This is a genomic window from Psychromarinibacter sediminicola (assembly GCF_029168335.1).
GTDB lineage: Bacteria > Pseudomonadota > Alphaproteobacteria > Rhodobacterales > Rhodobacteraceae > Psychromarinibacter > Psychromarinibacter sediminicola.
This window is the reverse complement of the sequence record NZ_JARGYC010000010.1, coordinates 1-20,772: the sequence shown is the minus strand read 5'-3', so window position 1 is coordinate 20,772 and position 20,772 is coordinate 1. Positions and strand designations below refer to the sequence as shown.

Genomic DNA, 20,772 nt, shown 5'->3' with positions numbered 1-20,772 from the left:
TCAGGGCTTCAGGGCGCGGCCGTCACGGGCGGCCCAGCCCAGCCGCACCTCCGTGCCGGCGTCACGTTCGGCGCGGCCGGTCTCGGCCGGCGCCTTCACGACGATGGGATCGCCTTGGTCGGGCCGGAGGACGAGGCGCAGGTGGTCGCCGACATAGATCGCCTCGCGCAGGGTGGCGGAAAGCTCGACTTCCGCGCGGCCCTGCGGGTCCAGCAGCCTGATCCGCTCGGGCCGGACCGAAACGACGACGCGCTCGCCGGGTGCGATGCCCTCGACCGCGTCGACCGCGATCTCCTGGCCGAGATCCAGCGTCACCCGGCCCCGGGCGGACAGCACGCCCGGCAGGCGGTTGTTCTCGCCGATGAAGCCGGCGACGAAGCTGGTCTCGGGCCGGTCGTAGAGCGCGCGGGGTTCGGCGACCTGCTGGACCTCGCCGTCGCAGAACACCGCGACCCGGTCGGACATGGTCAGCGCCTCGGTCTGGTCGTGGGTGACGTAGACGAACGTGACCCCGAGCCGGTCGTGGATCGCCTTGAGCTCGAACTGCATCTGTTCGCGCAGCTGCTTGTCGAGCGCGCCGAGCGGCTCGTCCATCAGCACCAGCGAGGGTTCGAAGATCAGCGCCCGCGCCACGGCGACGCGCTGCTGCTGACCGCCTGACAGCTGATCGGGCCGGCGGTCGCGAAGGCCGGGCAGCTGCACGAGGTCCAGCATGGCGTCCACGCGGCGGTCGATCTCGTCGCGCGGCGTCCTGCGGACGCGCAGGGGGTAGGCGAGGTTCTGCGCCACGGTCATGTGCGGGAACAGCGCGTAGTTCTGGAAGACCAGACCGATGTCGCGCTTGTTGGCCGGGACGCGGTCGATGCGGCGACCGTCGATCTCGATCTCGCCCGCGGTCGGCTGTTCGAACCCCGCGAGCATCATCAGCGCCGTCGTCTTGCCCGAACCCGACGGGCCGAGCAGTGTCAGGAACTCGCCGCGCCGGACGGCCAGGTCGAGTCGGTTCACCGCGAGCGCATCCGCGCCGTAGCTCTTGCTGACCTCGCGAAAGACCACATGGTCTTCGCCCTGCACGGACGTGTCGCTCATCATTGCGGGCTTTTCCGCGACGGTGCCGGTGCGGCCGCCTTGGCCACCCGGCGCAGGATGACCTCGCCCGCGTCGGACAGGTCGAGCGCTACCGCCTGGCGGGCCCGCGGCCCGTCGCCGGCGCGCAGGGCGGCCAGGATGTCGCGGTGATGCTCGAAGCCGAAGCGGATGGTCGCATCCTCGCGCATCACGTTCAGCCAGGGCCCGGCGCGCAGCCAGAGCCGTTCGATGATCTGTATCAGCGTGTCCGACCGCGCGGCGCGGTAGATGGCGAAGTGGAAGTCGCGGTTCAGCGCGAGGTAGCTTTCGGTCAGCCCCTGCTCGATCCGCGCCTCCATCTCGTCGTTGATCGCGACCACCGCCGCCACCTCTCGGCCGGTCATCGTCGCCGCGGCCCATTCCGCCGCGCTGCCCTCGATCATGCAGCGGATGCGCACCAGGTCCGTCACCGCCTCGACCGTGACCTGGGGGACCACGACCCCGCGGTTCGGGGTGTCGGTGACGGCATCCTCCGCCACCAGCCGCCGCAGCGCCTCGCGCACCGGCATGGCGCTGGTTTCGAAGCGCTCCGCCAGGTCGCGCACGACGAGGCGCTCGCCGGGTTCCACGCGGCCGTCCATCAGCATTCGGCGCAGCGCGTTGTAGACATGGGTCTGCGCGGTGACATGGGGCGCGGCGGTCAGGTCGGCGGGATCGGACACGTCAGGGTCTCCGGGGCAGGTGGCGGGCGTGATCGGCGAGGATGGTGTCGAGCGCGGCCAGGAACTCCGCCGCGTCCCCGTCGCCGAAGGGCAGCGAGAGGGCGATCATCCCCCGCGGCGCGATGTGGAACCCCGCCAGCAGAAGCTCGGCATGCAGCAGGGACAGGTGCCGGGGATCGGCCGCATCCAGCGGCGCGGGCGTCGTGATCGGACCGGGAACGAAATGGATGTTCATCAGCGAGCCGCGTCCCGTGACGCAGGCCGCCAGCCCGTGCCGGTCGAGCGCCGCCGCGATCCCCTCGCGCAGCCTCTCGCCGGTGTCGTTCATCGCGGCGACGGCGGGTTCGGTCAGCACGTTCATGAAACCGGCATAGCCGGCCGACATGGACAGCACGTTGTTGTTGAACGTCCCCCCGTGCGAGAAGGCGCCGGGCCGGGACGGATCGAACCGGTCGATGATCTCGGCGCGGCCGCCGAAGACGCCGAAGCTGGCCCCGCCGCCGAGGTACTTGCCCATCGTCAAGAGATCCGGCGCGATCCCGTGCGCGCCGTGCAGCCCGCGATAGTCGAGGCGCGAGGTCATGACCTCGTCCAGGATCATCAGCGCCCCCGCCGCCCGGGTTTCTTCACGGATCATCGCGAGGAACTCGCGGTCGGCCGGGATGCAGCCGCCGCCGCCCATCATCGGCTCCAGGATCACCGCGGCCAGGTCGTCGGCGCGCTCGCGGATCAGGGCGCGGGTGGCCGCGATGTCGTTGTAGGTCGCGAAGGCGAAGGGGAAGGGCAGGTTCAGCTCCGAGCCGCCATGCGCGAAGGTCAGCACCCCGCCGTGATAGCCTTCGGCCATGGCGATGATCGTGCCGCGTCCGGTGACGGCGCGGGCGGTCGAGAGCGCCATGATGTTGGCCTCGGTGCCGGAGTTGCAGAAGCGCACCCGTTCGAAGCCCGGAAACCGGTCGACCAGCGCCGCGGCATAGCGCGCCTCGACGATGTTCGGCGCCCCGAGCGCGATGCCGCCGTCCACCGCGGTCTTGAGCGCCGCGGCGATCACCGGATCGGAATGGCCGTAGAGCCCGGCGGAGTATTCCGACACCAAGTCGACCATCTCGACCCCGTCCAGCGTGGTGACGCGGCAGCCCGCCCCGCCGGTGAAGGTGAGCGGGAAGGGGTCGTAATACAGCACGGCCCGGGTGTTGCCGCCGGGCAGGGCCGCCGCCGCCGCCCGGTGCCGCGCCAGGCTTTGCGGATGCGCCGCGGCCAGGCGGGCGCGGGCATCCTCCAGCGCCGATTCGAGGCCGGAATTCAGCAATGCGGGGGCCGGTTCCTGCGACATTGGATCAAAAAATTCCCTATCGGATCGTCCATTAAATATAGGCTTGCACGTTGGCTCTTGCGCCGCAAGCAGGAATCATGCTCTAATTTGATCAAATAAACAAAACGGGGAGCACCGAAGATGATGACGACCACACCGCGCCTTGCGGCGCTTACTGCCGTCCTCGCAGCACTGTCCGTGCCGGCCCATGCGGCCGAGATCACGGTGGTCGGCTGGGGCGGCACCTGGGACGAGGCCTACAAGGAAGGCGTCTGGGACGTTTTCGAGGGAGAGACCGACCACACCATCGTCATGGAGGAATGGGCGGGCGAGCTCGCCAAGGTCCGGGCGCAGGTCCAGTCGGGCAACATCACCTACGACCTCGTCGCCGCCGAGGCGCCCTCGGTCGAGATCGGCTGCGCCGAGGGGCTCTTCGTTCCGCTGAGCGAAGAGATCACCGGCCCGGCCGACAGCTATCTTCCCGGCACGCTGCACGAATGCGGCGTGGCGTCGGACACCTGGGCCACGGTGCTGGCCTATGACAAGGACGCGGTCGGCGGGACCGAACCGACGAGCTGGGCCGACTATTTCGATGTCGAGGCGATCCCGGGCAAGCGCGGCGTGCTCGCGCAGGCGCAATACACGCTCGAGAACGCCCTGATGGGCGACGGGGTGCCGGCGGACGAGGTCTACGAGGTGCTGTCGACGCCCGAAGGCGTGGACCGGGCCTTTGCGAAGCTCGACTCGATCCGCGACCATATCGTGTGGTGGAACACGACGACCCAGGCGGTGCAGAACCTCAGCTCGGGCGAGGTGGTCATGACCGACCTATACAACGCGCGGGTCACCAACGAGGTGCAGAACGAAGGCAAGAACTGGGGTATCGCGTGGGAGGCCGGGTTCTTCTACGGTACCGACATGTGGGCCGTGGTGGCCGGCGCCCCGAACGAGGAGGCGGCGATCGAGCTGGTGAAATGGTTCTCCGAGCCCGAGCACCAGGCCGGGTTCTCCAGGCTCTACGCCTACGGCACCGGGCGCAGGGAGGCGGCGGAGTTCGTCTCGGCCGAGCAGCTCGAACACCTGCCGTCCTCGCCGGCGCACGCGCCGCACGGCGTCGAGTACGACACCGATTTCTGGGTCGAGAACAAGGAAGCACTCGAAGCCCGCTTCAAGGCCTGGCTCGGGCAGTGACGCCGGCTGTCGGCGTATCCGGGCGGAGGGGCGAGCGTCTGCTCGCCCTTCTCGTGCTGCCGGCACTCGTCTTCGTGCTGGCGGTCTTCGTGGTGCCGGTCGCGCGGTTCCTGTCGCTGGCGGTCGACAATGCCGAGCTGGGGCTGGGGCTGTCGAGAACCGTGGCCGCTCTAGACGCCGAACCGCCGGCCGAGGGCGAGGTGCCCGGCGAGGCCGCCTTCGCCGCGCTCGTCGCGGACTTGGCGGCGGCGCGCACGGCGCAGCAGGACGCGCTGATCGCGCAGGCGCTGAACCAGCGGATGGTCGGCACCCGGTTCCTCGTCATCAAGACCGCCCGCGACGCGGCGCGGGGCGAGTTCGCGGCGCCCTTCAAGCCCGCGGTGCTGGCGGCGCACCCGGACTGGGCGGACCCTGAGATCTGGCGGACCATCGCCGCGAATGGCGGGCGGCTGACCGATTACCACCTGCTGGCCGCGCTCGACCTGCGCCGCGACGCCGCCGGCGACATCGCGCAGGCGCCGCCCGAGGCGACGCTCTTCCGCCAGCTGCTCGGCCGCACCGTCTGGATCTCGGTCGTCGTCACCGCCGCCTGCGCGCTGCTCGCCCTGCCGCTGGCGAGCGCCATCACCGCCGCGCCGCCGGGCTGGAGCCGCGTGCTCTTCGCCCTCGTGCTCTTTCCGCTCTGGTCGTCGCTGCTGGTGCGCACGGTGATCTGGATCATCGTCCTGCAACGCAACGGGCCGGTGAACGCCGCGCTGGTGGCGACCGGGCTGACCGACGCGCCGATGACCCTGATCTACACGCGCTTCTCGCTCTACCTCGCGATGATCCAGGTGCTGTTGCCGCTGATGGTCCTTTCGGTCGTCTCGGTCATGCGCCGGGTGCCGCCGAGCTACATGAAGGCGGCGCTGTCGCTGGGGGCGCCGTGGTTCACCGCCTGGCGGACGGTGCAGCTGCCGCTGATCCTGCCGGGCCTGATGGCGGGCAGCGCCATCGTCTTCGTCTTCGCCATCGGCTATTACGTGACGCCGCTGCTGGTCGGCGGGCCGGGCGACCAGATGATCTCGTCGATGATCGCCTTCTACACCAACCGGACGCTGAACTGGGGGCTGGCGGCGGCGCTGTCGGTGCAGGTCCTGGCCCTGCTTGCGGCGATGACGCTGACCGGGCTGGCGCTGCGTGCGCTCGCGCGGCGGAGCGTGCCGGCATGAGCGCGGCGCGCCTCCGCTCCGTCGCGATGTACGCCCTGGCGGCGCTGATCCTGTGCTACATGCTGGCGCCGCTCCTGCTGGTCTTCCCGATGTCGCTGACCTCGGGCAACACGCTTCAGTTCCCGGTGCGCGGCTATTCGCTGCGGTGGTACGAGGAGCTGATCGCCGACGGGCGCTGGCTGGCGGCGCTGAAGGTCTCGATGATCGTCGGCGCGCTGTCGACCCTGCTGGCGCTGACGCTGGGTATTCCGGCCGCCATCGCGCTGGCCTGGGGCCGCTTCCCCGGCAAGCGCATCGTCTCCGCCATCCTCGCCGCGCCGATCGTCACGCCGATCGTGATCGTCGGCGTCGCGGCCTATTTCTTCTTCTCGCGCATCGGGCTGGTCGGCGACCGCGTCTCGATCGCGCTGATCCATGCCGCCATCGCGTTGCCGGTGGTCGTGTCGACCGTCGCGGCCTCGCTCACCACCTTCGACCGCAACCTGCTGCGCGCCTCCGCGTCCCTCGGGGCGGGCACGTTGCGGGGCTTTTTCGAGATCTTGCTGCCGCTGATCGCGCCGGGGGTGGCGGCGGGGGCGATCATCGCCTTCATCATCTCCTTCGACGAGGTGGTGGTGGCCAGCTTCCTCTCGGTCGGCGCCGACCGGACGCTGCCGCGGATGATCTTCTCGGGCGTGCGCGAAAGCGTGAGCCCGGCGGTGGCGGCGGTCTCGGTGGTGCTGATGACCTTCTCGGCGCTGCTGCTGGCGCTGCTCGGCTGGCTCCAGTCGCGCGGACGGAGGCGGGGGAGATGAACCGGATGGACGCCGTCAGGGCGGCGGAGGCCGAGATGACCGAATGGCGCCGGGCCTTTCACGCCGCGCCCGAGCTCGGCTTCGAGGAAAGCGGGACGGCGGCACGGGTGGCGGCGCTCTGCCGCGGTTTCGGGCTGGAGGTGACCGAAGGGGTGGGCGGCACGGGCGTCGTCGCCACCCTGCGCGGCACGCGCGGGGACGGGCGCGCCATCGGGTTGCGGGCGGAGCTGGACGCGCTGCCGATGCAGGAGGCTTCGGGGCGCGACTGGTGCTCGGGCCGCGACGGGATCAGCCATGCCTGCGGGCATGACGGCCACATGGCGATGCTCCTGGGCGCGGCGCGGGCGTTGGCGGCGGCGCCGGACATTGCGGGCACCGTGCGTTTCATCTTTCAGCCGGCCGAGGAAGGGCTGGGCGGGGCGCGGGCGATGCTGGCGGACGGCCTTTTCGACCGCTTCCCCTGCGACGAGATCTATGCCGCCCACAACTGCGATGCGCCGCTGGGGCAGGTGATCGTTCATCACGGCCCGATGGCTGCCGCGGCCGACCGGTTCGAGATCGTGCTGGAGGGGCAGGGCGGACACGGGGCGGAGCCGCACCGCGCGCAGAACCCGCTCCCCGCCGCCGCGCGGCTGCTGCTGGCGCTGGAAAGCCTGCCGGCCCGCGTCACCGACGCCCGCCGGCCCGCCGTGCTGACCGTCGGCGCGATCCGCGGCGGCGAGGCCTTCAACGCCATCCCCGACCGCGTGCGCCTGGCCGGCACCATTCGCGCCCTGGACGAGCAGGCCCGCGCCACGCTCGAAGCCGCGCTGCGCCGCCATGTCGCCGCGCAGGCCGAGGCGGAGGGGCTGACGGCCCGGCTCGACTATGCCTCGCCCTTCGCCGTCACCCGCAACAGCGACGCGGAGGCCGATCACGTCATCGCCGCCGCCCGCGACCTTTTCGGCGCGGCGGCCGTCACCGTCGATCCTCCGCCCGAGATGGGGTCGGAGGATTTCGGCTTCATGCTGGCCGAGCGCCCCGGCTGCTGTTTCCTGCTCGGCCAGGGCGACGACGACCATCGCGCGGTCTGCCACGACCCGCGCTTCGACTTCAACGACCGCCTGCTGACGATCGGCGCGGCGCTCTGGGTGCGCCTGGTGGAGCGGAGGACGGGATGCGTCTGAGCGATGCCGACGTGGCGGCGCGCCCGTCGCACTGGCTGCGACAGGCGCTGGCCGAAGATCGCGCCCTTGAGCCGCCGCTCGACGGCACGGTGCAGGCGGATGTCTGCGTCGTCGGGGGCGGCTACATGGGGTTGTGGACCGCGATCCGGCTGGCCGATGCGGGGCGGTCCGTTGTGCTGCTGGAACGCGATATCTGCGGCGGCGGGCCGAGCGGGCGGAACTCGGGCATGCTGCTGTCGGCCTGGTCGAAAATCGGGGCGCTCGCCGCGCACGGGACCGGTGCGGCGGCATTGGAGGTCATCCGCGCCTCCACCGAGATGATCGGCGAGATCCGCGATTTCTGCGCCGAGGAGGGGATCGACTGCTGGTTCGATCCGGTCGGCTGGGTCTGGGGCGCGACCTGCGCGGCGCAGGACGGCGCCTGGACCGACGCGCTGGACCGCCACGACAGGCTCGGCGCCCCGCCGCCCGCCCGCCGGGTGAGCGGAGAGGAGATCGCGGCGATGACGGGCAGCCGGGCGATGGTATCCGGCGTGTTCGACGCGACGGCGGCGACGGTGCATCCCGGCTTTCTGGCGCGGGGGCTGCGGGCGGCGGCGCTGCGGCGAGGCGTGCGCATCCACGAGCGTAGCGCGATGACCGGCTTTACCCGGCAGGGGGAGCCGGTCGTGACTACAGCCGGGGGCACCGTCCGGGCGGGGCATCTCGTCCTTGCGATCAACGCGCATTCCGCGGGCATCCCGGAACTCGCCCCGGCGATCTTCAACATCGCCTCCGACGATTGCGCCTCCGAGCCGATGCCCGAGACCCTGGAGAGCGCCGGCTACACGCGCGGGCCGCTGATGATCGACAGCCGCGTTTTCGTCGCGGGCTGGCGGGTCACCCGGGACGGCCGGCTGAACGCCGGCGTCACCGGCGGCGCCATCGGCTTCGGCGGGCGGGTGGACCGGCGCTTCGACGCGCCCTCGCCGCGGGTCGAGGCCATCCGCGCCGCGCTGCGGTTCGGCCACCCTGCGCTGGCGGACTTCCCGCTGGCAACGGCGTGGCGCGGCGCCATCGACCGGACGGCCTCGGGCCTGCCGCTCTTCGGGCGGTTCGCGGGCAATCCGCGCATTCTCTACGGCTACGGCTTCTCGGGCAACGGGATCGGCATGACCTGCCTGGGCGGCCGGCTGATCGCCGACATGATCCTGGAGCGCGACACCCCGCTGATGGGCACGCCGCTGGTGCGGCCGATCCGGCGGGGCTTCCCGCCCGAGCCGTTCCGGTTTCTCGGCGCGCATGTCGTGCGCCACGCGGTCCGGGCGCAGGACCGGGCGGAACAATCGGGTCGCCGGCCCGCGGCCCCCTGGCGGGTGCTGGCAGGGCTCGCGCCCTCGGGCGTCACGCCGTCGAAGGCCAACATCAAGGAGGATCAGCCATGACCGGAGCGCAGGTGTTCCACGCCGCCGACCGCCACCTGAAACCCGCCGTCACCGAGACGGGCACGACGATGATCGCGCGCGAGATCGGCACGCCGCTCAGCCGTCACATGGGCGCGGGCATTGAGGTGCTGGATGGCGTGACGATCGACTGGACCGTCACCTATGACGAGGTGCTGTTCATCCACTCGGGCCGGCTCACGGTCGAGTTCGACGGCACCCGCCACGACTGCGCGCCGGGCGACATCGTCTGGCTGCCGAAGGGCACGTCGCTGCGCTATATCGCCGAGGGGCGGGCGGAGTATTTCTACGCGCTCTATCCCGTCGACTGGGCGGCGCGCCAGGGGGTCGAGGAGCCGTAGGGAAAGGCGGCGGGTCCGGCTTGGTGCGCCCAGGCGCGGGCGATCACGACCGGAGCTGTCAGAGCTATGAGACCCGGTTTCGGTTCGGACAATGGCTCTGCCCTTCCCGGCCGACAGGTCGAGTTGCCGGGCGTGGACGAGCTCTGCGACGCTGATCGCGCGGTTCGTGTCGGGCGCCCGGAACAGGCCGTCGGAGAAACTCACCTCCGCGCGCGGCACCCCGAAATGGGCGGCGGCGGCGTCGGTCAGCCGATCCAGAACCTCGTCGGCCGCGTGGCGCAAGGCACGTCGATCTCCACCGCCTCGGCGGCGTCGAGCGCCTGCACCCGGCTGTCCGCGACGATTGCGAGGATCGGCTGGCCCGCATAGTGCACCGCCCCGTCCGCCAGGGGCGGGTAGGGCGGTACATGAACGGCCTGACCGTCGGACGTGGCGGGCAGACGCGACGGGCCGAGATGACCGACCCCGGCGGCCGCCATCTCCGCCGCTCCGAGCACGGCCCGAACGCCAGGCATCGCGCGGGCCGCGGCCACGTCCAGCCGCGCGATCCGGCCGGCGGCCACATCGCTGCGCAGGAACACCATCTCGGCGCAGCCGTCCGGGCGGGTGTCGTCGGTGTAGCGGCCCGCCCCCCGCAGGAGCGGTGCGTCCTCGTGCCGGGCGATCTCGTCGCGCATTCCGTTCACTCGGCCGCCCGCGTGTCCTTCGCGGCGTCAAGGTGATCCACCACCTCGTCGACATGCATCACGTCCGCGTATTTGTGGTGCAGGTCGAAGAGATTGACCTTATGGATCAGGTCGTGCCGGTCGAACGTGCATTCCTCGACCAGCGAGACGTGCAGGCCGTTCGAATAGGCGTCGACGCAGGAGGCCCTTACGCAGCCCGAAGTGGTCTCGCCGCAGACGATGACGCTTTGCACCCCCAGTATGTTCAGGTGCGAGATCAGCGGCGTGCCCGCGAAGATGCTGGCGCGCTGCTTCTTGATGACGACGTCGCCCTCTTCCGGCGCGAAGTCCGGCCAGATCTCGAAATCCTCGGCGGTCGTCGGGCGCATGTTCCGCCGCGTGGGGCCGACGCCCCTGGGCGCGTTCATCGGACGGAAGTCGCTGGTGCAGTAGAAGATCGGAACGCCTGCCGCGCGGGCGGCGGCGATCAGGCGCCTGGTCGGTTCGATCGCCTCGTGGGCATGGATCCCGCAGCTGCTGGGATAGTCGTCCTGCAACTCCACCGGCGGTTTCGCCCCGCCCCGGTAGGCGAGGTTGTAGAGGTCGATCAGCAAGAGCGCCGGGCTCGGGCCGACGAAGGTTTCGCGCGTGTAGGCGGAATAGATCTGCAGGAGGTCGTCGGGGACGATGTCCTTCCAGGCGTGGTCTTCGAAGCGGTCCGGGGTCATTGCGGTCTCCTTGTGTATCCGGTCAGTCGATGCCGGCCAGCACGACCAGCACCTCGGCGAACAGCCCGGCGAGAAGCGGCAGCGCGGCGCAGGACGCCATGCGCAGCGCGACGAAGCGCCAGCCCATGATCGGCGCCTCGTAGGCGAGCAGGCGGTGCAGGGCGAAGACGGACCAGCCGGCGATCAGCGCGACCAGCTGCGGCAGGCCGGCGCCGCCCTGCATGAAGACGATGGCGATGGGGAACGAGGTCATCGGTCCGCCCGGCAGCAACCCGCCGATGCCGGAGGCCAGCAGGATGCCCAGGACGCCGGACTCGGCGCCGATCAGGTCGCTGAGCACGGCGACCGGGACGATCTGCACCAGAAAGGACGCCGCGAGCAGCGCGAAGGGCAGCCGCAGCATCAGCGTCTTCGCGGTTCCGAGCGCCGTGTCCCCGGCATGGACGAGGCCCTGTCGCCCCTCGCGCCGCCAGACGAAGGCGGCAAGGACGAAGACGGCGAGCCAAATGAAGACGACGGCGGCGATCATTCCGCGGGCGCCTTCGCCAGTTCGAAGGCGCGCAGCCGCGAGATGTAGCGCGCCAGCAGGCCCGCGAGCATCGGCAGCGGCAGGCAGGCGACGAGGCGGATCCAGGTGAACTCCGCCCCCATCAGCGGCAGTTCCCAGACGATCAGGCGGTTGAACCCCAAAAGCGACCAGGCGGCTATGTAGGCGATCAGCGCGCCCGCATCCGCCCCCGCCGTCCACAGCGCGTAGACCAGCGGGAACGAGGTGAACGGCCCGCCCGGCGTCAGCGCTCCGGCCAGCGTGGCCAGCGCCAGCCCGCGCGCCCCCGACCCGGCGCCGAGCATCCCGGCGACGCGCTCCTTGCTGACCAGCCGCGTCACCAGCCCGCCGATCAGCAGACCCGCCGCCAGCTGCGGCAGGATCCCCAGAAGCAGCAAGCCGGCATGGCTCAGCGCCTCCAGCACGGCGGGCGGCCCCTTGAGCAGCAGGCACAGCGTTCCGGTGACAAGGGCGAGGGCGATGAACACGATGTCGGTCTTGGCAATCTTCATGCGCAATGCGGCTCCAGGCTGGGCGGCCGCCGGCGCCGTACCGGCGGCTTCGTTCCTTCCGGAGGCTCACCCGGCGGCACGACTCATGCCGGCACCGGAGGGAAGGTCGGACATACCTTGACTTAATCCGTTCAGATATTCGACCACATCGTCGGAGGGCAAGATGTCGGCGTATCTGGCGGGCAGGGCCGCCGACCCCGAGGGCGCGCGCCTCGACAGCTTCGCGAAGACCCGCGGCAGGAAGGCGGCTCTGGACGTCCTCAGAGGATCAGTAAAGCGCGAAGGAGATCGGCGCGGCCGGTCGCCCCATCGGAAACCCGTCGCAGCCCCTCGCAGCCGGGCAATGGCTCACCCAGGCTCCTGCCACGATGGTCCTGCGTCATCGACGACCCAGGAGCGGACCACTTCCGTGGCCCATCCCTCGCAGTCCGCCGCCAGCTTCTCGGGCAGGTCGGCGTCGGAATACATCGCGTCCAGGTCGGCGAGCGAGGCGATGCGGACCGGGGCGGTTCGCGACAGCTTGGTGTGGTCGGCCACCAGGACCGTGCGGCGGGACTGGCGCAGGATGGCCTGGCTGACGCTGACCTCCTGGATGTCGAAATCCAGCAGGTCGCCGTCGGCATCCAGTGCCGAGCACCCGATCACCGCGCAGTCGAACTTGAACTGGCGGATCGTCCCGGTGGCCAGCGGGCCCACCAGCCCGCCGTCGGCGCGGCGCAGCTGGCCGCCGGTCACCACGATCTCGCAATCGGTGTTGGCCGCAAGGATGTTGGCGACGTTCATGTTGTTGGTGACGACCAGCAGATCGCGGTGGTGCAGCAGCTCCCGGGCGACGGCCTCGGTGGTGGTGCCGATGTTGAGAAACAGCGAGATGCCGTCGGGGATGTCGGCGGCGCAGGCCCGGGCAATGGCGCGCTTGGTGTCGGCATTGAGAGCGCGGCGCTCCTCGTAGCCGATATTGCTGGTCCCCGACGGCAGGACCGCGCCGCCATGCACGCGGTCCAGCCGGCCGGCCTCGGCCAGGTCGGTCAGGTCGCGGCGGATGGTCTGCAGCGTGACGCCGAAATGCGCGGCCAGCCGCTCGACCGTGACCTTCCCGTCGCGGCGGGCGATCTCCAGGATCTCGGGGTGGCGGAGGGTCTGTGACATTTTCGTTCGCGTTCGTTTCGGCCCGGCGCCGCGCCCAACGGAACGGCTGTCAACAGAATCAACACATGGGCGAAAATGGCAACAGCGAATTGGGTTTGGCCCGTCCGGCGGCGGCGGTTCGGTCCGTAGCGCCCCACAAGGCCCGGAAAACCTTCACAAAAATCCGTTTCGAACATTTACGAAAACAAACAACTTGCGTTTTTTCGTTCTTCGTCACAGTTTCGTGGCAGGACGCGCATGGAGGAGGGCCGCGTGGCGAACCGTTCGGATACCGGGATCAGCGATCTTTTTATCGTCGGTGGCGGCATCAACGGCTGCGGCATCGCCCGTGACGCGGCGGGCCGCGGGCTCTCGGTGACGCTCGTCGAGATGAACGACCTTGCCTCGGCCACGTCCTCGGCCTCGACGAAGCTGTTCCATGGCGGGCTGCGCTATCTGGAATATTTCGAGTTCCGGCTGGTCCGCGAGGCTCTGGTCGAACGCGAGACCCTGCTGCGCGCCATGCCGCATATCAGCTGGCCCATGCGGTTCGTGCTGCCGTACCACGCGGACATGCGCTTCGATGCGGAGACGCCGACCTCGAAGCTGCTCTCCGTCGCGATGCCCTGGACGAAGGGGCGGCGCCCGGCATGGCTGATCCGGCTGGGCCTGTTCCTTTACGACACCCTGGGCGGGCGCAAGATCCTGCCGGGCACGACGACGCTCGACCTCAGAGACGCCCCAGAGGGCGCGCCGCTGCAGGAGCGTTTCGCCAAGGCCTACGAGTACTCCGACTGCTGGGTCGAGGATTCGCGCCTGGTCGTGCTGAACGCCCGCGACGCCGCGGCGCGCGGCGCGCAAATCCTGACCCGCCGGCAGATGGTCGGCGCCCGCCGCGAGGGCGACATCTGGCGCATCGAGACCCGCGACACGGAAACCGGCGACACCGCCAGCCACCGCGCCCGGATGCTGGTCAACGCCGCCGGGCCCTGGGTGGGCGACGTGATCCAGTCCAAGGTCCGGCTGAATTCCGGCGACGGGGTGCGCCTGGTCCGCGGCAGCCATATCGTGACCCGCAAGCTCTATGATCACGACAAGTGCTACTTCCTGCAGGGCACCGACGGCCGGATCATCTTTACCATTCCCTACGAGCGCGACTTCACCCTGATCGGCACCACGGACGCCGAACACGACGATCCGTCGAAAAAGCCCGAATGCACGCCCGCCGAACGCCGCTATCTGCTTGATTTCGCGAACCATTACTTCGAACGGCAGCTGGGCGAGGCGGATATCGTCTGGACCTATTCCGGCGTGCGCCCGCTTTACGACGACGGGGCGAGCAGCGCGACGGCGGCCACGCGCGACTACACGCTCAAGGTCGAGACCGACGGCGGGGCGCCGGTGCTCAACGTGTTCGGGGGCAAGATCACGACCTACCGGCGGCTGGCCGAAAGCGCCCTGCGCCGGATCGGCGACCACCTGCCCGTGTCCCGCGGGCCCTGGACGGCCGGCGTGCCGCTGCCGGGCGGCGACTTTCCCGTCGATGGCGTGGCGGATCTGATGGCCGGCCTGCGCCGCGACTACCCGTTCTTGTCCCACGACTGGGCACTGCGGCTCGTGCGCGCCTACGGCACCGAGGCCCGCGCGATCCTGGGCGACGCGGCGAACGCCGGCGACCTCGGCCGCGACTTCGGCGCGACCCTGACCGAGGCCGAGCTTCGCTGGCTGATGTCCCGCGAATTCGCGCGCCGCGCCGAGGACGTGATCTGGCGCCGCAACAAGCTCGGCCTGAGGCTGGACCCGGCCCAGGTCGCGACGCTGGAAGACTGGATGGCCGAGACCGGCAGCCGCGCCGACGCCGCGGAATGAGGAGGAGACCGGGATGACGCTTGAACTGAAAGGGGTGACCAAGAGCGTGGAGGGCCAGGTGCACATCCATCCCACGGACCTGACGCTGGAGAAGGGCACGATGAACGTGCTCCTCGGGCCGACGCTGTCGGGCAAGACCTCGCTGATGCGGCTCATGGCCGGGCTGGACGTCCCCAACAGCGGCCGCGTCTACTGGCGCGGCGAGGACGTGACCGGGATGCGGGTGCAGGACCGCAAGGTCGCCATGGTCTACCAGCAGTTCATCAACTATCCCTCGATGACCGTCTTCGAGAACATCGCCTCGCCGATGCGGCTGCTGGGCCTCGACCGCGCCGAGATCGACCGCCGCGTCCGCGAAAGCGCCGAGCTGATGCAGCTGACCCCGTTGCTGGAGCGCAAGCCGCTCGAACTGTCGGGGGGCCAGCAGCAGCGCTGCGCTCTGGCGCGGGCGCTGGTCAAGGACGCGGGCCTGGTGCTGCTCGACGAGCCCCTGGCCAACCTGGACTACAAGCTGCGCGAGGAACTGCGCGTCGAGATCCCCAAGATCTTCGAGGCGGCGGGCTCGATCTTCGTCTATGCCACCACCGAGCCGGAGGAGGCGCTGCTGCTGGGCGGCAACGTCGCCACCCTATGGGAGGGGGCCATCACCCAGTTCGGCCCCACCCCCGAAGTCTATCGCCAGCCGGTCGACGCGACGACGGCGCGGGTCTTCAGCGATCCGCCGATGAACTTCCTGCCGATCTCCAAGACCGGCGACCGCATCATGTTCGGCGAGGGCCAGAGCGCCCCGGCCGCGGGCAAGCTGGCCGAGCTGGCCGACGGGCGCTACACGGCCGGGTTCCGGCCCAACCACCTGGAGATCGACCGGCACACCGCCGACGCGATGCGGTTCCGCGCCACGCTCAACGTCACCGAACTGACCGGGTCCGAGACCTTCGTGCACCTGGACCACCACGGCGAGCGCTGGGTCGGCCTGATCCACGGGATACACGACCTGACGCTGGGCGAAGAGCTGAGCGTCTGGCTGGATCCGCGCCATGTCTACGTCTTCGCCGAGGATGGCGGGCTCGTCGCCCCTGCCGCCTACGCGCTGGCCGCCTGAGGGAGGAACCGATGGCCAAGATCACGCTCGACAATCTCGCGCATTCCTACCTGCCCAACCCGGCATCCGAGGAGGACTACGCGCTCAAGGAGCTCAACCACGACTGGCAGGACGGGGCGGCCTATGCCCTGCTGGGGGCGTCGGGCTGCGGCAAGTCGACCCTTCTCAACATCATCTCGGGGCTGTTGCAGCCCAGCCAGGGGCGTATCCTGTTCGACGGGCACGACGTGACCCATGCGCCCACAACGGAACGCAACATCGCCCAGGTGTTCCAGTTCCCGGTCGTCTACGACACCATGACCGTCCGCGACAACCTGGCCTTCCCGCTGCGCAACCGCGGCCGGGACGAGGCCTATGTCGCCGAGCGCGTGCAGGAGATCGCGCGCATGATCGGCATGGAGGACATGCTGCGCCGCAAGGCGCGCGGGCTGACCGCCGACGCCAAGCAGAAGATCAGCCTCGGCCGCGGCATGGTGCGCCAGGACGTCAACGCGCTGCTCTTCGACGAGCCGCTGACGGTGATCGACCCGCACATGAAGTGGGAGCTGCGCACCCAGCTCAAGAGCCTGCACCGCGACTTCGGCCACACCATGATCTACGTCACCCACGACCAGACCGAGGCGCTGACCTTCGCCGACAAGGTCGTCGTGATGCATGACGGGCGCGTGGTGCAGATCGGCACGCCCGAAGAGCTGTTCGAGCAGCCCGAGCATACCTTCGTGGGCTATTTCATCGGCTCGCCGGGCATGAACGTGATCCCGGCCAGGATCGAGGGCGACAAGGCCATCGTCAACGGCACAGAGATCGAACTGGGCCACGCCTACCGGCCGCAGGAGGGCAAGCTCGAGATCGGCGTGCGCCCGGAATACGCGCGGCTGTCGCAGGCCGAGGGCCTGCCGGTAAAGGTGCGCCGGGTCGAGGATGTCGGCCGGCACAAGGTCGTCCGGGCCGACTTTTTCGGCCACGACATCAACATCATAGCCGGCGAGGACGACCATGTCGGCGCCGACATGAACCGCGTCACCTTCGACGCGGACCACGTCAACGTCTACGCCGACGACTGGCGGGTCGCCCCGTCGGAGCGCACCACACCTGCCGGGGAGGCCGCGTGATGAACAAGACCGTCAATCAAAAGGCCTGGTTCCTGGTTCTTCCGGTTCTGCTGCTGGTCGCCTTCTCGGCGGTGATCCCGCTGATGACCGTGGTCAACTACTCGGTGCAGGACACCTTCGGTCAGAACCAGTTCTTCTGGGCCGGGCTGGCGTGGTTCGAGGAGATGCTCGCCTCCGAGCGGATGTGGAACGCGCTGTGGCGCCAGATGATGTTCTCGGGGATCATTCTGGTGATCCAGGTGCCGCTGGGCATCTTCGTCGCGCTGAACATGCCCAAAAGCGGCGCCTGGTCCACGGTTTGCCTGGTGCTGATGTCGCTGCCGCTGCTGATCCCGTGGAACGTGGTCGGCACCATCTGGCAGATCTTCGGCCGCGTCGATATCGGTCTTCTCGGCTACACGCTCGACGCGCTCGGGCTGGAATACAACTACACGCAGGACACGCTGGATGCCTGGGTGACGCTGATCGTCATGGACGTCTGGCACTGGACGTCGCTGGTGGCGCTTCTGGCCTTCGCCGGGCTCAAGTCGATCCCCGACGCCTACTACCAGGCGGCCAAGATCGACCAGGCGAGCCGCTGGAAGGTGTTCCGCTACATCGAGCTGCCCAAGATGAGCGGCGTGCTGACCATCGCGATCCTGCTGCGCTTCATGGACAGCTTCAAGATCTACACCGAGCCCTTCGTCGTCACCGGCGGCGGACCGGGCAACGCCACCACGCTGCTGTCCATCGACCTCGTGAAGATGGCGCTGGGGCAGTTCGACCTCGGCCCCGCGGCGGCGTTCTCGATCATGTATTTCCTCGTGATCCTTCTCGTCTCGTGGGTGTTCTACACCGTGATGACCAACCTCGATAAGCAGGAGGGCTGACCCATGGCCGACATGACCGCGACCCAGCCGGACATCCGCCCGCGGGGCCTGCCCCGGATCAACAGCCGCATCGTGGTGATGGGCCTCTACCTCGTGTTCCTGATGCTGCCGATCTACTGGCTGCTGAACATGAGCCTGAAGACCAACGCGGAGATCCTGAACACCTTCACCCTGTGGCCGCGCGATCTGACCTTCGCCAACTACGCCACGATCCTGACCGACCCGGCCTGGTACATGGGCTATGTCAACTCGATCATCTACGTCACCCTGAACACGGTGATCAGCCTGGCGGTGGCGCTGCCGGCGGCCTACGCCTTCTCGCGCTATCACTTCATGGGCGACAAGCACCTGTTCTTCTGGCTGCTGACCAACCGCATGGCCCCGCCCGCGGTCTTCGCGCTGCCCTTCTTCCAGCTCTACAGCTCGGTCGGGCTCTTCGACACGCATATCGCGGTCGCGCTGGCGCACACGCTGTTCAACGTCCCGCTGGCGGTCTGGATCCTGGAAGGCTTCATGCGCGGCGTGCCCAAGGAGATCGACGAGACCGCCTATATCGACGGCTACGGCTTCGGGCGCTTCTTCGTGAAGATCTTCATGCCCCTGATCGCCAGCGGCATCGGCGTCGCGGCCTTCTTCTGCTTCATGTTCTCCTGGGTGGAGCTTCTGCTGAGCCGGACGCTGACCACCGTCAACGCCAAGCCCATCGCGGCGATCATGACCCGCACCCAGGGCGCCAGCGGGATCGACTGGGGCGTCCTCGCCGCGGCCGGGGTGCTGACCATCCTGCCCGGCGCGCTCGTGATCTACTTCGTCCGCAACTACATCGCCAAGGGCTTCGCCCTGGGCCGCGTGTAAGCCGAAAAGGGGAGGACTTCCAATGGACTGGATGGCATGGACCTGGCCGACGGCGATCTTCTTCATAGTCATTGCCGGGCTGCTGATCACCTTCTCGGTGCTCGCGATCAAGTTCCCGGAGACCCCGCGCCGCGGCATCCTGCGGATCGAGACGACACGCGGTGACCGGCTTTTCATCACGCTCGTGGGCTCGGCCTTCATCAACTTGGCCTGGCTCGGGATCGTGGGGGCACAGCAACCCTATGCCCTCATCGTCTGCCTCGCCTACGCCCTCGCGGTTTTCCGCTGGGTCTAGGCAGGCGCTGACACGGCCGGAAAAGGAGGGGGCCGGCCACGCAACAAGACCCCCTCGCACGATGGTTCAAAGGGAGGATATCATATGAACCGCAAGCTGAAACTGACCACCGCGACGGCCGCGCTCTTCGCGCTCGCAGGCCCGGCGATGGCCGACATGGAAGACGCGATCGCCTTCCTCGACGAGGAGATCGGCGAGCTGTCGGCGCTGACCCGGGCCGAGCAGGAGGCCGAGATGCAGTGGTTCATCGACGCCGCCGAGCCCTTCCGGGGCATGGAGATCACGGTCGTCTCCGAGACGATCACCACCCATGAATACGAAAGCCAGGTTCTCGCCCCGGCCTTCACCGCGATCACCGGCATCGAGGTGACCCACGACCTGATCGGCGAGGGCGACGTGGTCGAGAAGCTGCAGACCCAGATGCAGACCGGCCAGAACGTCTATGACGCCTACATCAACGACTCCGACCTGATCGGAACCCACTGGCGCTATCAGCAGGCCCGCAACCTGACCGACTGGATCGCGGGCGAGGGGGCCGATGTCACCAACCCCAACCTGAACCTCGACGATTTCATCGGGCTGGAGTTCACGACAGGGCCGGACGGCAAGCTCTACCAGCTGCCCGACCAGCAGTTCGCGAACCTCTACTGGTTCCGCCACGACTGGTTCACCGATCCCCAGACCATGGCCGATTTCGAAGAGGAATACGGCTACGAGCTGGGCGTGCCGCAGAACTGGTCGGCCTACGAGGACATCGCCGCATTCTTCACCGGGCGCGACATGTCCTATGTCGGCGGCCCCGAGGAGGGGGTCTTCGGCAACATGGACTACGGCAAGAAGGACCCCAGCCTCGGCTGGCGCTACACCGACGCCTGGATGTCCATGGCCGGCATGGGCGACGTGGGCGAGCCCAACGGCCTGCCGGTCGACGAATGGGGCATCCGCGTGAACGAGAACTCGCAGCCCGTCGGCTCCTGCGTGGATCGCGGCGGCGCGACCAACGGCCCCGCGGCGGTCTATGCCGTCGAAAAGGCGATCGAGTGGCTGGAGAAATACTCTCCGCCGGCCGCGGCCGGCATGACCTTCTCGGAGGCCGGCCCGGTGCCCGCACAGGGCAATATCGCCCAGCAGATGTTCTGGTACACGGCCTTCACCGCCGACATGGTGGGCGAGGGCGCCGATGCCGTGCTCTACGAGGACGGCACCCCGCGCTGGCGCATGGCGCCGAGCCCGCACGGTGCCTACTGGGAAGAGGGCATGAAGGTCGGCTACCAGGACGCCGGCTCCTGGACGCTGATGAAATCGACCCCGGTCGACCGTGCCAAGGCGGCCTGGCTCTATGCCCAGTTCGTCACCTCGATGACGGTGGACGTGAAGAAGAGCCACGAGGGCCTGACCTTCATCCGCGAGTCCACGATCAACCACGAGAGCTTCACCGAGCGGGCCCCGGAGCTGGGCGGGCTGGTCGAGTTCTACCGCTCGCCGGCGCGCGTGCGGTGGTCGCCGACCGGGACCAACATTCCCGACTACCCGAAGCTGGCGCAGCTGTGGTGGCAGAACATCGGCGACGCCATGTCCGGTGCCAAGACCCCGCAGGAAGCCCTCGACGCGCTGTGCGAGGACCAGGAGAGCGTTCTCGAGCGGCTTGAGCGGGCCGGGGTCCAGGGCGATCTCGGGCCGGAGCTGAACGAGGAGCGCGACCCCGAATACTGGCTCAACGAGCCGGGTGCGCCCAAGCCGGAACTCGACAACGAGGATCCGGAACCGGTCACCGTGCGGTACGAAGAACTCATCGAGTCCTGGCAGTAAGCTGCCCGCCGGCCGGAGCGCCCCGCGCGCTCCG

21 protein-coding genes are annotated in these 20,772 nt (G+C 69.1%); 13 read left to right on the top strand and 8 right to left on the bottom strand.

Annotation, left to right across the window (positions count from 1 at the left end; genetic code table 11):
• The 3 genes from P1J78_RS05600 to P1J78_RS05590 are packed head-to-tail and all read right to left on the bottom strand — an operon-like array spanning position 1 to position 3,123.
• Entirely contained in the window at positions 1 to 1,089 is a 1,089-nt protein-coding gene (locus tag P1J78_RS05600; protein ID WP_275566344.1) for an ABC transporter ATP-binding protein, read from the bottom strand.
• Positions 1,089 to 1,790: a GntR family transcriptional regulator gene (locus P1J78_RS05595; protein ID WP_275566343.1), complete on the bottom strand. Its 702-nt coding sequence runs from the start codon at positions 1,788 to 1,790 to the stop codon at positions 1,089 to 1,091. The genes P1J78_RS05600 and P1J78_RS05595 overlap by 1 nt, the downstream gene beginning before the upstream one ends.
• A 1-nt stretch (position 1,791) precedes the next feature.
• On the bottom strand, positions 1,792 to 3,123 hold the full coding sequence (locus P1J78_RS05590; RefSeq protein WP_275566342.1) for an aspartate aminotransferase family protein: 1,332 nt from the start codon (positions 3,121 to 3,123) through the stop codon (positions 1,792 to 1,794).
• Between the two features lie 120 nt (positions 3,124 to 3,243).
• On the opposite strand from P1J78_RS05590, the gene P1J78_RS05585 reads away from it, so the two are divergent.
• From P1J78_RS05585 to P1J78_RS05560, 6 genes are read left to right on the top strand one after another with little or no spacing between them, the layout of a single operon-like run.
• Positions 3,244 to 4,293, top strand: a complete 1,050-nt coding sequence (locus P1J78_RS05585) for an ABC transporter substrate-binding protein (RefSeq protein ID WP_275566341.1) — start codon at positions 3,244 to 3,246, stop codon at positions 4,291 to 4,293.
• A 53-nt stretch (positions 4,294 to 4,346) separates the two neighbouring features.
• Complete coding sequence (locus P1J78_RS05580) at positions 4,347 to 5,504, top strand: ABC transporter permease (protein WP_275566340.1); 1,158 nt, start codon at positions 4,347 to 4,349, stop codon at positions 5,502 to 5,504.
• Positions 5,501 to 6,298, top strand: a complete 798-nt coding sequence (locus P1J78_RS05575; protein WP_275566339.1) for an ABC transporter permease — start codon at positions 5,501 to 5,503, stop codon at positions 6,296 to 6,298. The genes P1J78_RS05580 and P1J78_RS05575 overlap by 4 nt, the downstream gene beginning before the upstream one ends.
• Positions 6,295 to 7,464, top strand: a complete 1,170-nt coding sequence (locus tag P1J78_RS05570) for an amidohydrolase (protein ID WP_275566338.1) — start codon at positions 6,295 to 6,297, stop codon at positions 7,462 to 7,464. The genes P1J78_RS05575 and P1J78_RS05570 overlap by 4 nt, the downstream gene beginning before the upstream one ends.
• Positions 7,455 to 8,888: an NAD(P)/FAD-dependent oxidoreductase gene (locus P1J78_RS05565; protein ID WP_275566337.1), complete on the top strand. Its 1,434-nt coding sequence runs from the start codon at positions 7,455 to 7,457 to the stop codon at positions 8,886 to 8,888. Before P1J78_RS05570 ends, P1J78_RS05565 begins: the two co-directional genes overlap by 10 nt.
• Positions 8,885 to 9,247, top strand: a complete 363-nt coding sequence (locus P1J78_RS05560; RefSeq protein ID WP_275566336.1) for a EutQ-related cupin domain-containing protein — start codon at positions 8,885 to 8,887, stop codon at positions 9,245 to 9,247. The genes P1J78_RS05565 and P1J78_RS05560 overlap by 4 nt, the downstream gene beginning before the upstream one ends.
• A gap of 245 nt (positions 9,248 to 9,492) precedes the next feature.
• Here P1J78_RS05560 and P1J78_RS05555 read toward each other — a convergent pair whose 3' ends face one another.
• From P1J78_RS05555 to P1J78_RS05535, 5 genes are all read right to left on the bottom strand, one after another.
• Complete coding sequence (locus tag P1J78_RS05555; protein WP_275566335.1) at positions 9,493 to 9,924, bottom strand: hypothetical protein; 432 nt, start codon at positions 9,922 to 9,924, stop codon at positions 9,493 to 9,495.
• Between the two features lie 5 nt (positions 9,925 to 9,929).
• Positions 9,930 to 10,640, bottom strand: coding sequence for an isochorismatase family protein (locus P1J78_RS05550; protein ID WP_275566334.1), 711 nt, complete (start codon positions 10,638 to 10,640; stop codon positions 9,930 to 9,932).
• A 22-nt stretch (positions 10,641 to 10,662) separates the two neighbouring features.
• Positions 10,663 to 11,169, bottom strand: coding sequence for a hypothetical protein (locus tag P1J78_RS05545; protein WP_275566333.1), 507 nt, complete (start codon positions 11,167 to 11,169; stop codon positions 10,663 to 10,665).
• Positions 11,166 to 11,699 carry a hypothetical protein gene (locus tag P1J78_RS05540; protein ID WP_275566332.1) on the bottom strand — a complete coding sequence of 178 codons (534 nt, stop codon included), beginning with the start codon at positions 11,697 to 11,699 and terminating at the stop codon, positions 11,166 to 11,168. The genes P1J78_RS05545 and P1J78_RS05540 overlap by 4 nt, the downstream gene beginning before the upstream one ends.
• Before the next feature lie 348 nt (positions 11,700 to 12,047).
• Positions 12,048 to 12,848: a DeoR/GlpR family DNA-binding transcription regulator gene (locus P1J78_RS05535; RefSeq protein WP_275566331.1), complete on the bottom strand. Its 801-nt coding sequence runs from the start codon at positions 12,846 to 12,848 to the stop codon at positions 12,048 to 12,050.
• A 252-nt stretch (positions 12,849 to 13,100) separates the two neighbouring features.
• Here P1J78_RS05535 and glpD point away from each other — a divergent pair, with 252 nt between their 5' ends.
• From glpD to P1J78_RS05500, 7 genes are all read left to right on the top strand, one after another.
• Positions 13,101 to 14,696: a glycerol-3-phosphate dehydrogenase gene (gene glpD, locus P1J78_RS05530; RefSeq protein ID WP_275566330.1), complete on the top strand. Its 1,596-nt coding sequence runs from the start codon at positions 13,101 to 13,103 to the stop codon at positions 14,694 to 14,696.
• A 13-nt stretch (positions 14,697 to 14,709) separates the two neighbouring features.
• A complete protein-coding gene (locus P1J78_RS05525) occupies positions 14,710 to 15,798 on the top strand; it encodes an ABC transporter ATP-binding protein (RefSeq protein WP_275566329.1) in 1,089 nt (362 codons plus the stop codon).
• A gap of 11 nt (positions 15,799 to 15,809) precedes the next feature.
• The gene (locus P1J78_RS05520; RefSeq protein WP_275566328.1) at positions 15,810 to 16,910 is read left to right on the top strand and encodes an ABC transporter ATP-binding protein; all 1,101 of its coding nucleotides are present in this window, start codon (positions 15,810 to 15,812) and stop codon (positions 16,908 to 16,910) included.
• On the top strand, positions 16,910 to 17,779 hold the full coding sequence (locus P1J78_RS05515) for a carbohydrate ABC transporter permease (RefSeq protein WP_275566327.1): 870 nt from the start codon (positions 16,910 to 16,912) through the stop codon (positions 17,777 to 17,779). Before P1J78_RS05520 ends, P1J78_RS05515 begins: the two co-directional genes overlap by 1 nt.
• 12 nt (positions 17,780 to 17,791) lie before the next feature.
• Entirely contained in the window at positions 17,792 to 18,634 is an 843-nt protein-coding gene (locus tag P1J78_RS05510) for a carbohydrate ABC transporter permease (protein WP_275566403.1), read from the top strand.
• 22 nt (positions 18,635 to 18,656) lie between these two features.
• Positions 18,657 to 18,929: a DUF2160 domain-containing protein gene (locus tag P1J78_RS05505; RefSeq protein ID WP_275566326.1), complete on the top strand. Its 273-nt coding sequence runs from the start codon at positions 18,657 to 18,659 to the stop codon at positions 18,927 to 18,929.
• 84 nt (positions 18,930 to 19,013) lie between these two features.
• Positions 19,014 to 20,738 carry an ABC transporter substrate-binding protein gene (locus tag P1J78_RS05500; protein ID WP_275566325.1) on the top strand — a complete coding sequence of 575 codons (1,725 nt, stop codon included), beginning with the start codon at positions 19,014 to 19,016 and terminating at the stop codon, positions 20,736 to 20,738.
• Positions 20,739 to 20,772: the final 34 nt, after the last annotated feature.

Bases quoted from the DNA above. Each gene is read 5' to 3' on its own strand.
- P1J78_RS05600 (WP_275566344.1), bottom strand. From the start codon at position 1,089: ATGAGCGACACGTCCGTGCAGGGCGAAGACCATGTGGTCTTTCGCGAG.
- P1J78_RS05590 (WP_275566342.1), bottom strand. From the start codon at position 3,123: ATGTCGCAGGAACCGGCCCCCGCATTGCTGAATTCCGGCCTCGAATCG.
- P1J78_RS05585 (WP_275566341.1), top strand. From the start codon at position 3,244: ATGATGACGACCACACCGCGCCTTGCGGCGCTTACTGCCGTCCTCGCA.
- P1J78_RS05575 (WP_275566339.1), top strand. From the start codon at position 5,501: ATGAGCGCGGCGCGCCTCCGCTCCGTCGCGATGTACGCCCTGGCGGCG.
- P1J78_RS05570 (WP_275566338.1), top strand. From the start codon at position 6,295: ATGAACCGGATGGACGCCGTCAGGGCGGCGGAGGCCGAGATGACCGAA.
- P1J78_RS05565 (WP_275566337.1), top strand. From the start codon at position 7,455: ATGCGTCTGAGCGATGCCGACGTGGCGGCGCGCCCGTCGCACTGGCTG.
- P1J78_RS05560 (WP_275566336.1), top strand. From the start codon at position 8,885: ATGACCGGAGCGCAGGTGTTCCACGCCGCCGACCGCCACCTGAAACCC.
- P1J78_RS05555 (WP_275566335.1), bottom strand. From the start codon at position 9,924: ATGCGCGACGAGATCGCCCGGCACGAGGACGCACCGCTCCTGCGGGGG.
- P1J78_RS05550 (WP_275566334.1), bottom strand. From the start codon at position 10,640: ATGACCCCGGACCGCTTCGAAGACCACGCCTGGAAGGACATCGTCCCC.
- P1J78_RS05545 (WP_275566333.1), bottom strand. From the start codon at position 11,169: ATGATCGCCGCCGTCGTCTTCATTTGGCTCGCCGTCTTCGTCCTTGCC.
- P1J78_RS05540 (WP_275566332.1), bottom strand. From the start codon at position 11,699: ATGAAGATTGCCAAGACCGACATCGTGTTCATCGCCCTCGCCCTTGTC.
- P1J78_RS05535 (WP_275566331.1), bottom strand. From the start codon at position 12,848: ATGTCACAGACCCTCCGCCACCCCGAGATCCTGGAGATCGCCCGCCGC.
- P1J78_RS05525 (WP_275566329.1), top strand. From the start codon at position 14,710: ATGACGCTTGAACTGAAAGGGGTGACCAAGAGCGTGGAGGGCCAGGTG.
- P1J78_RS05520 (WP_275566328.1), top strand. From the start codon at position 15,810: ATGGCCAAGATCACGCTCGACAATCTCGCGCATTCCTACCTGCCCAAC.
- P1J78_RS05515 (WP_275566327.1), top strand. From the start codon at position 16,910: ATGAACAAGACCGTCAATCAAAAGGCCTGGTTCCTGGTTCTTCCGGTT.
- P1J78_RS05510 (WP_275566403.1), top strand. From the start codon at position 17,792: ATGACCGCGACCCAGCCGGACATCCGCCCGCGGGGCCTGCCCCGGATC.
- P1J78_RS05505 (WP_275566326.1), top strand. From the start codon at position 18,657: ATGGACTGGATGGCATGGACCTGGCCGACGGCGATCTTCTTCATAGTC.
- P1J78_RS05500 (WP_275566325.1), top strand. From the start codon at position 19,014: ATGAACCGCAAGCTGAAACTGACCACCGCGACGGCCGCGCTCTTCGCG.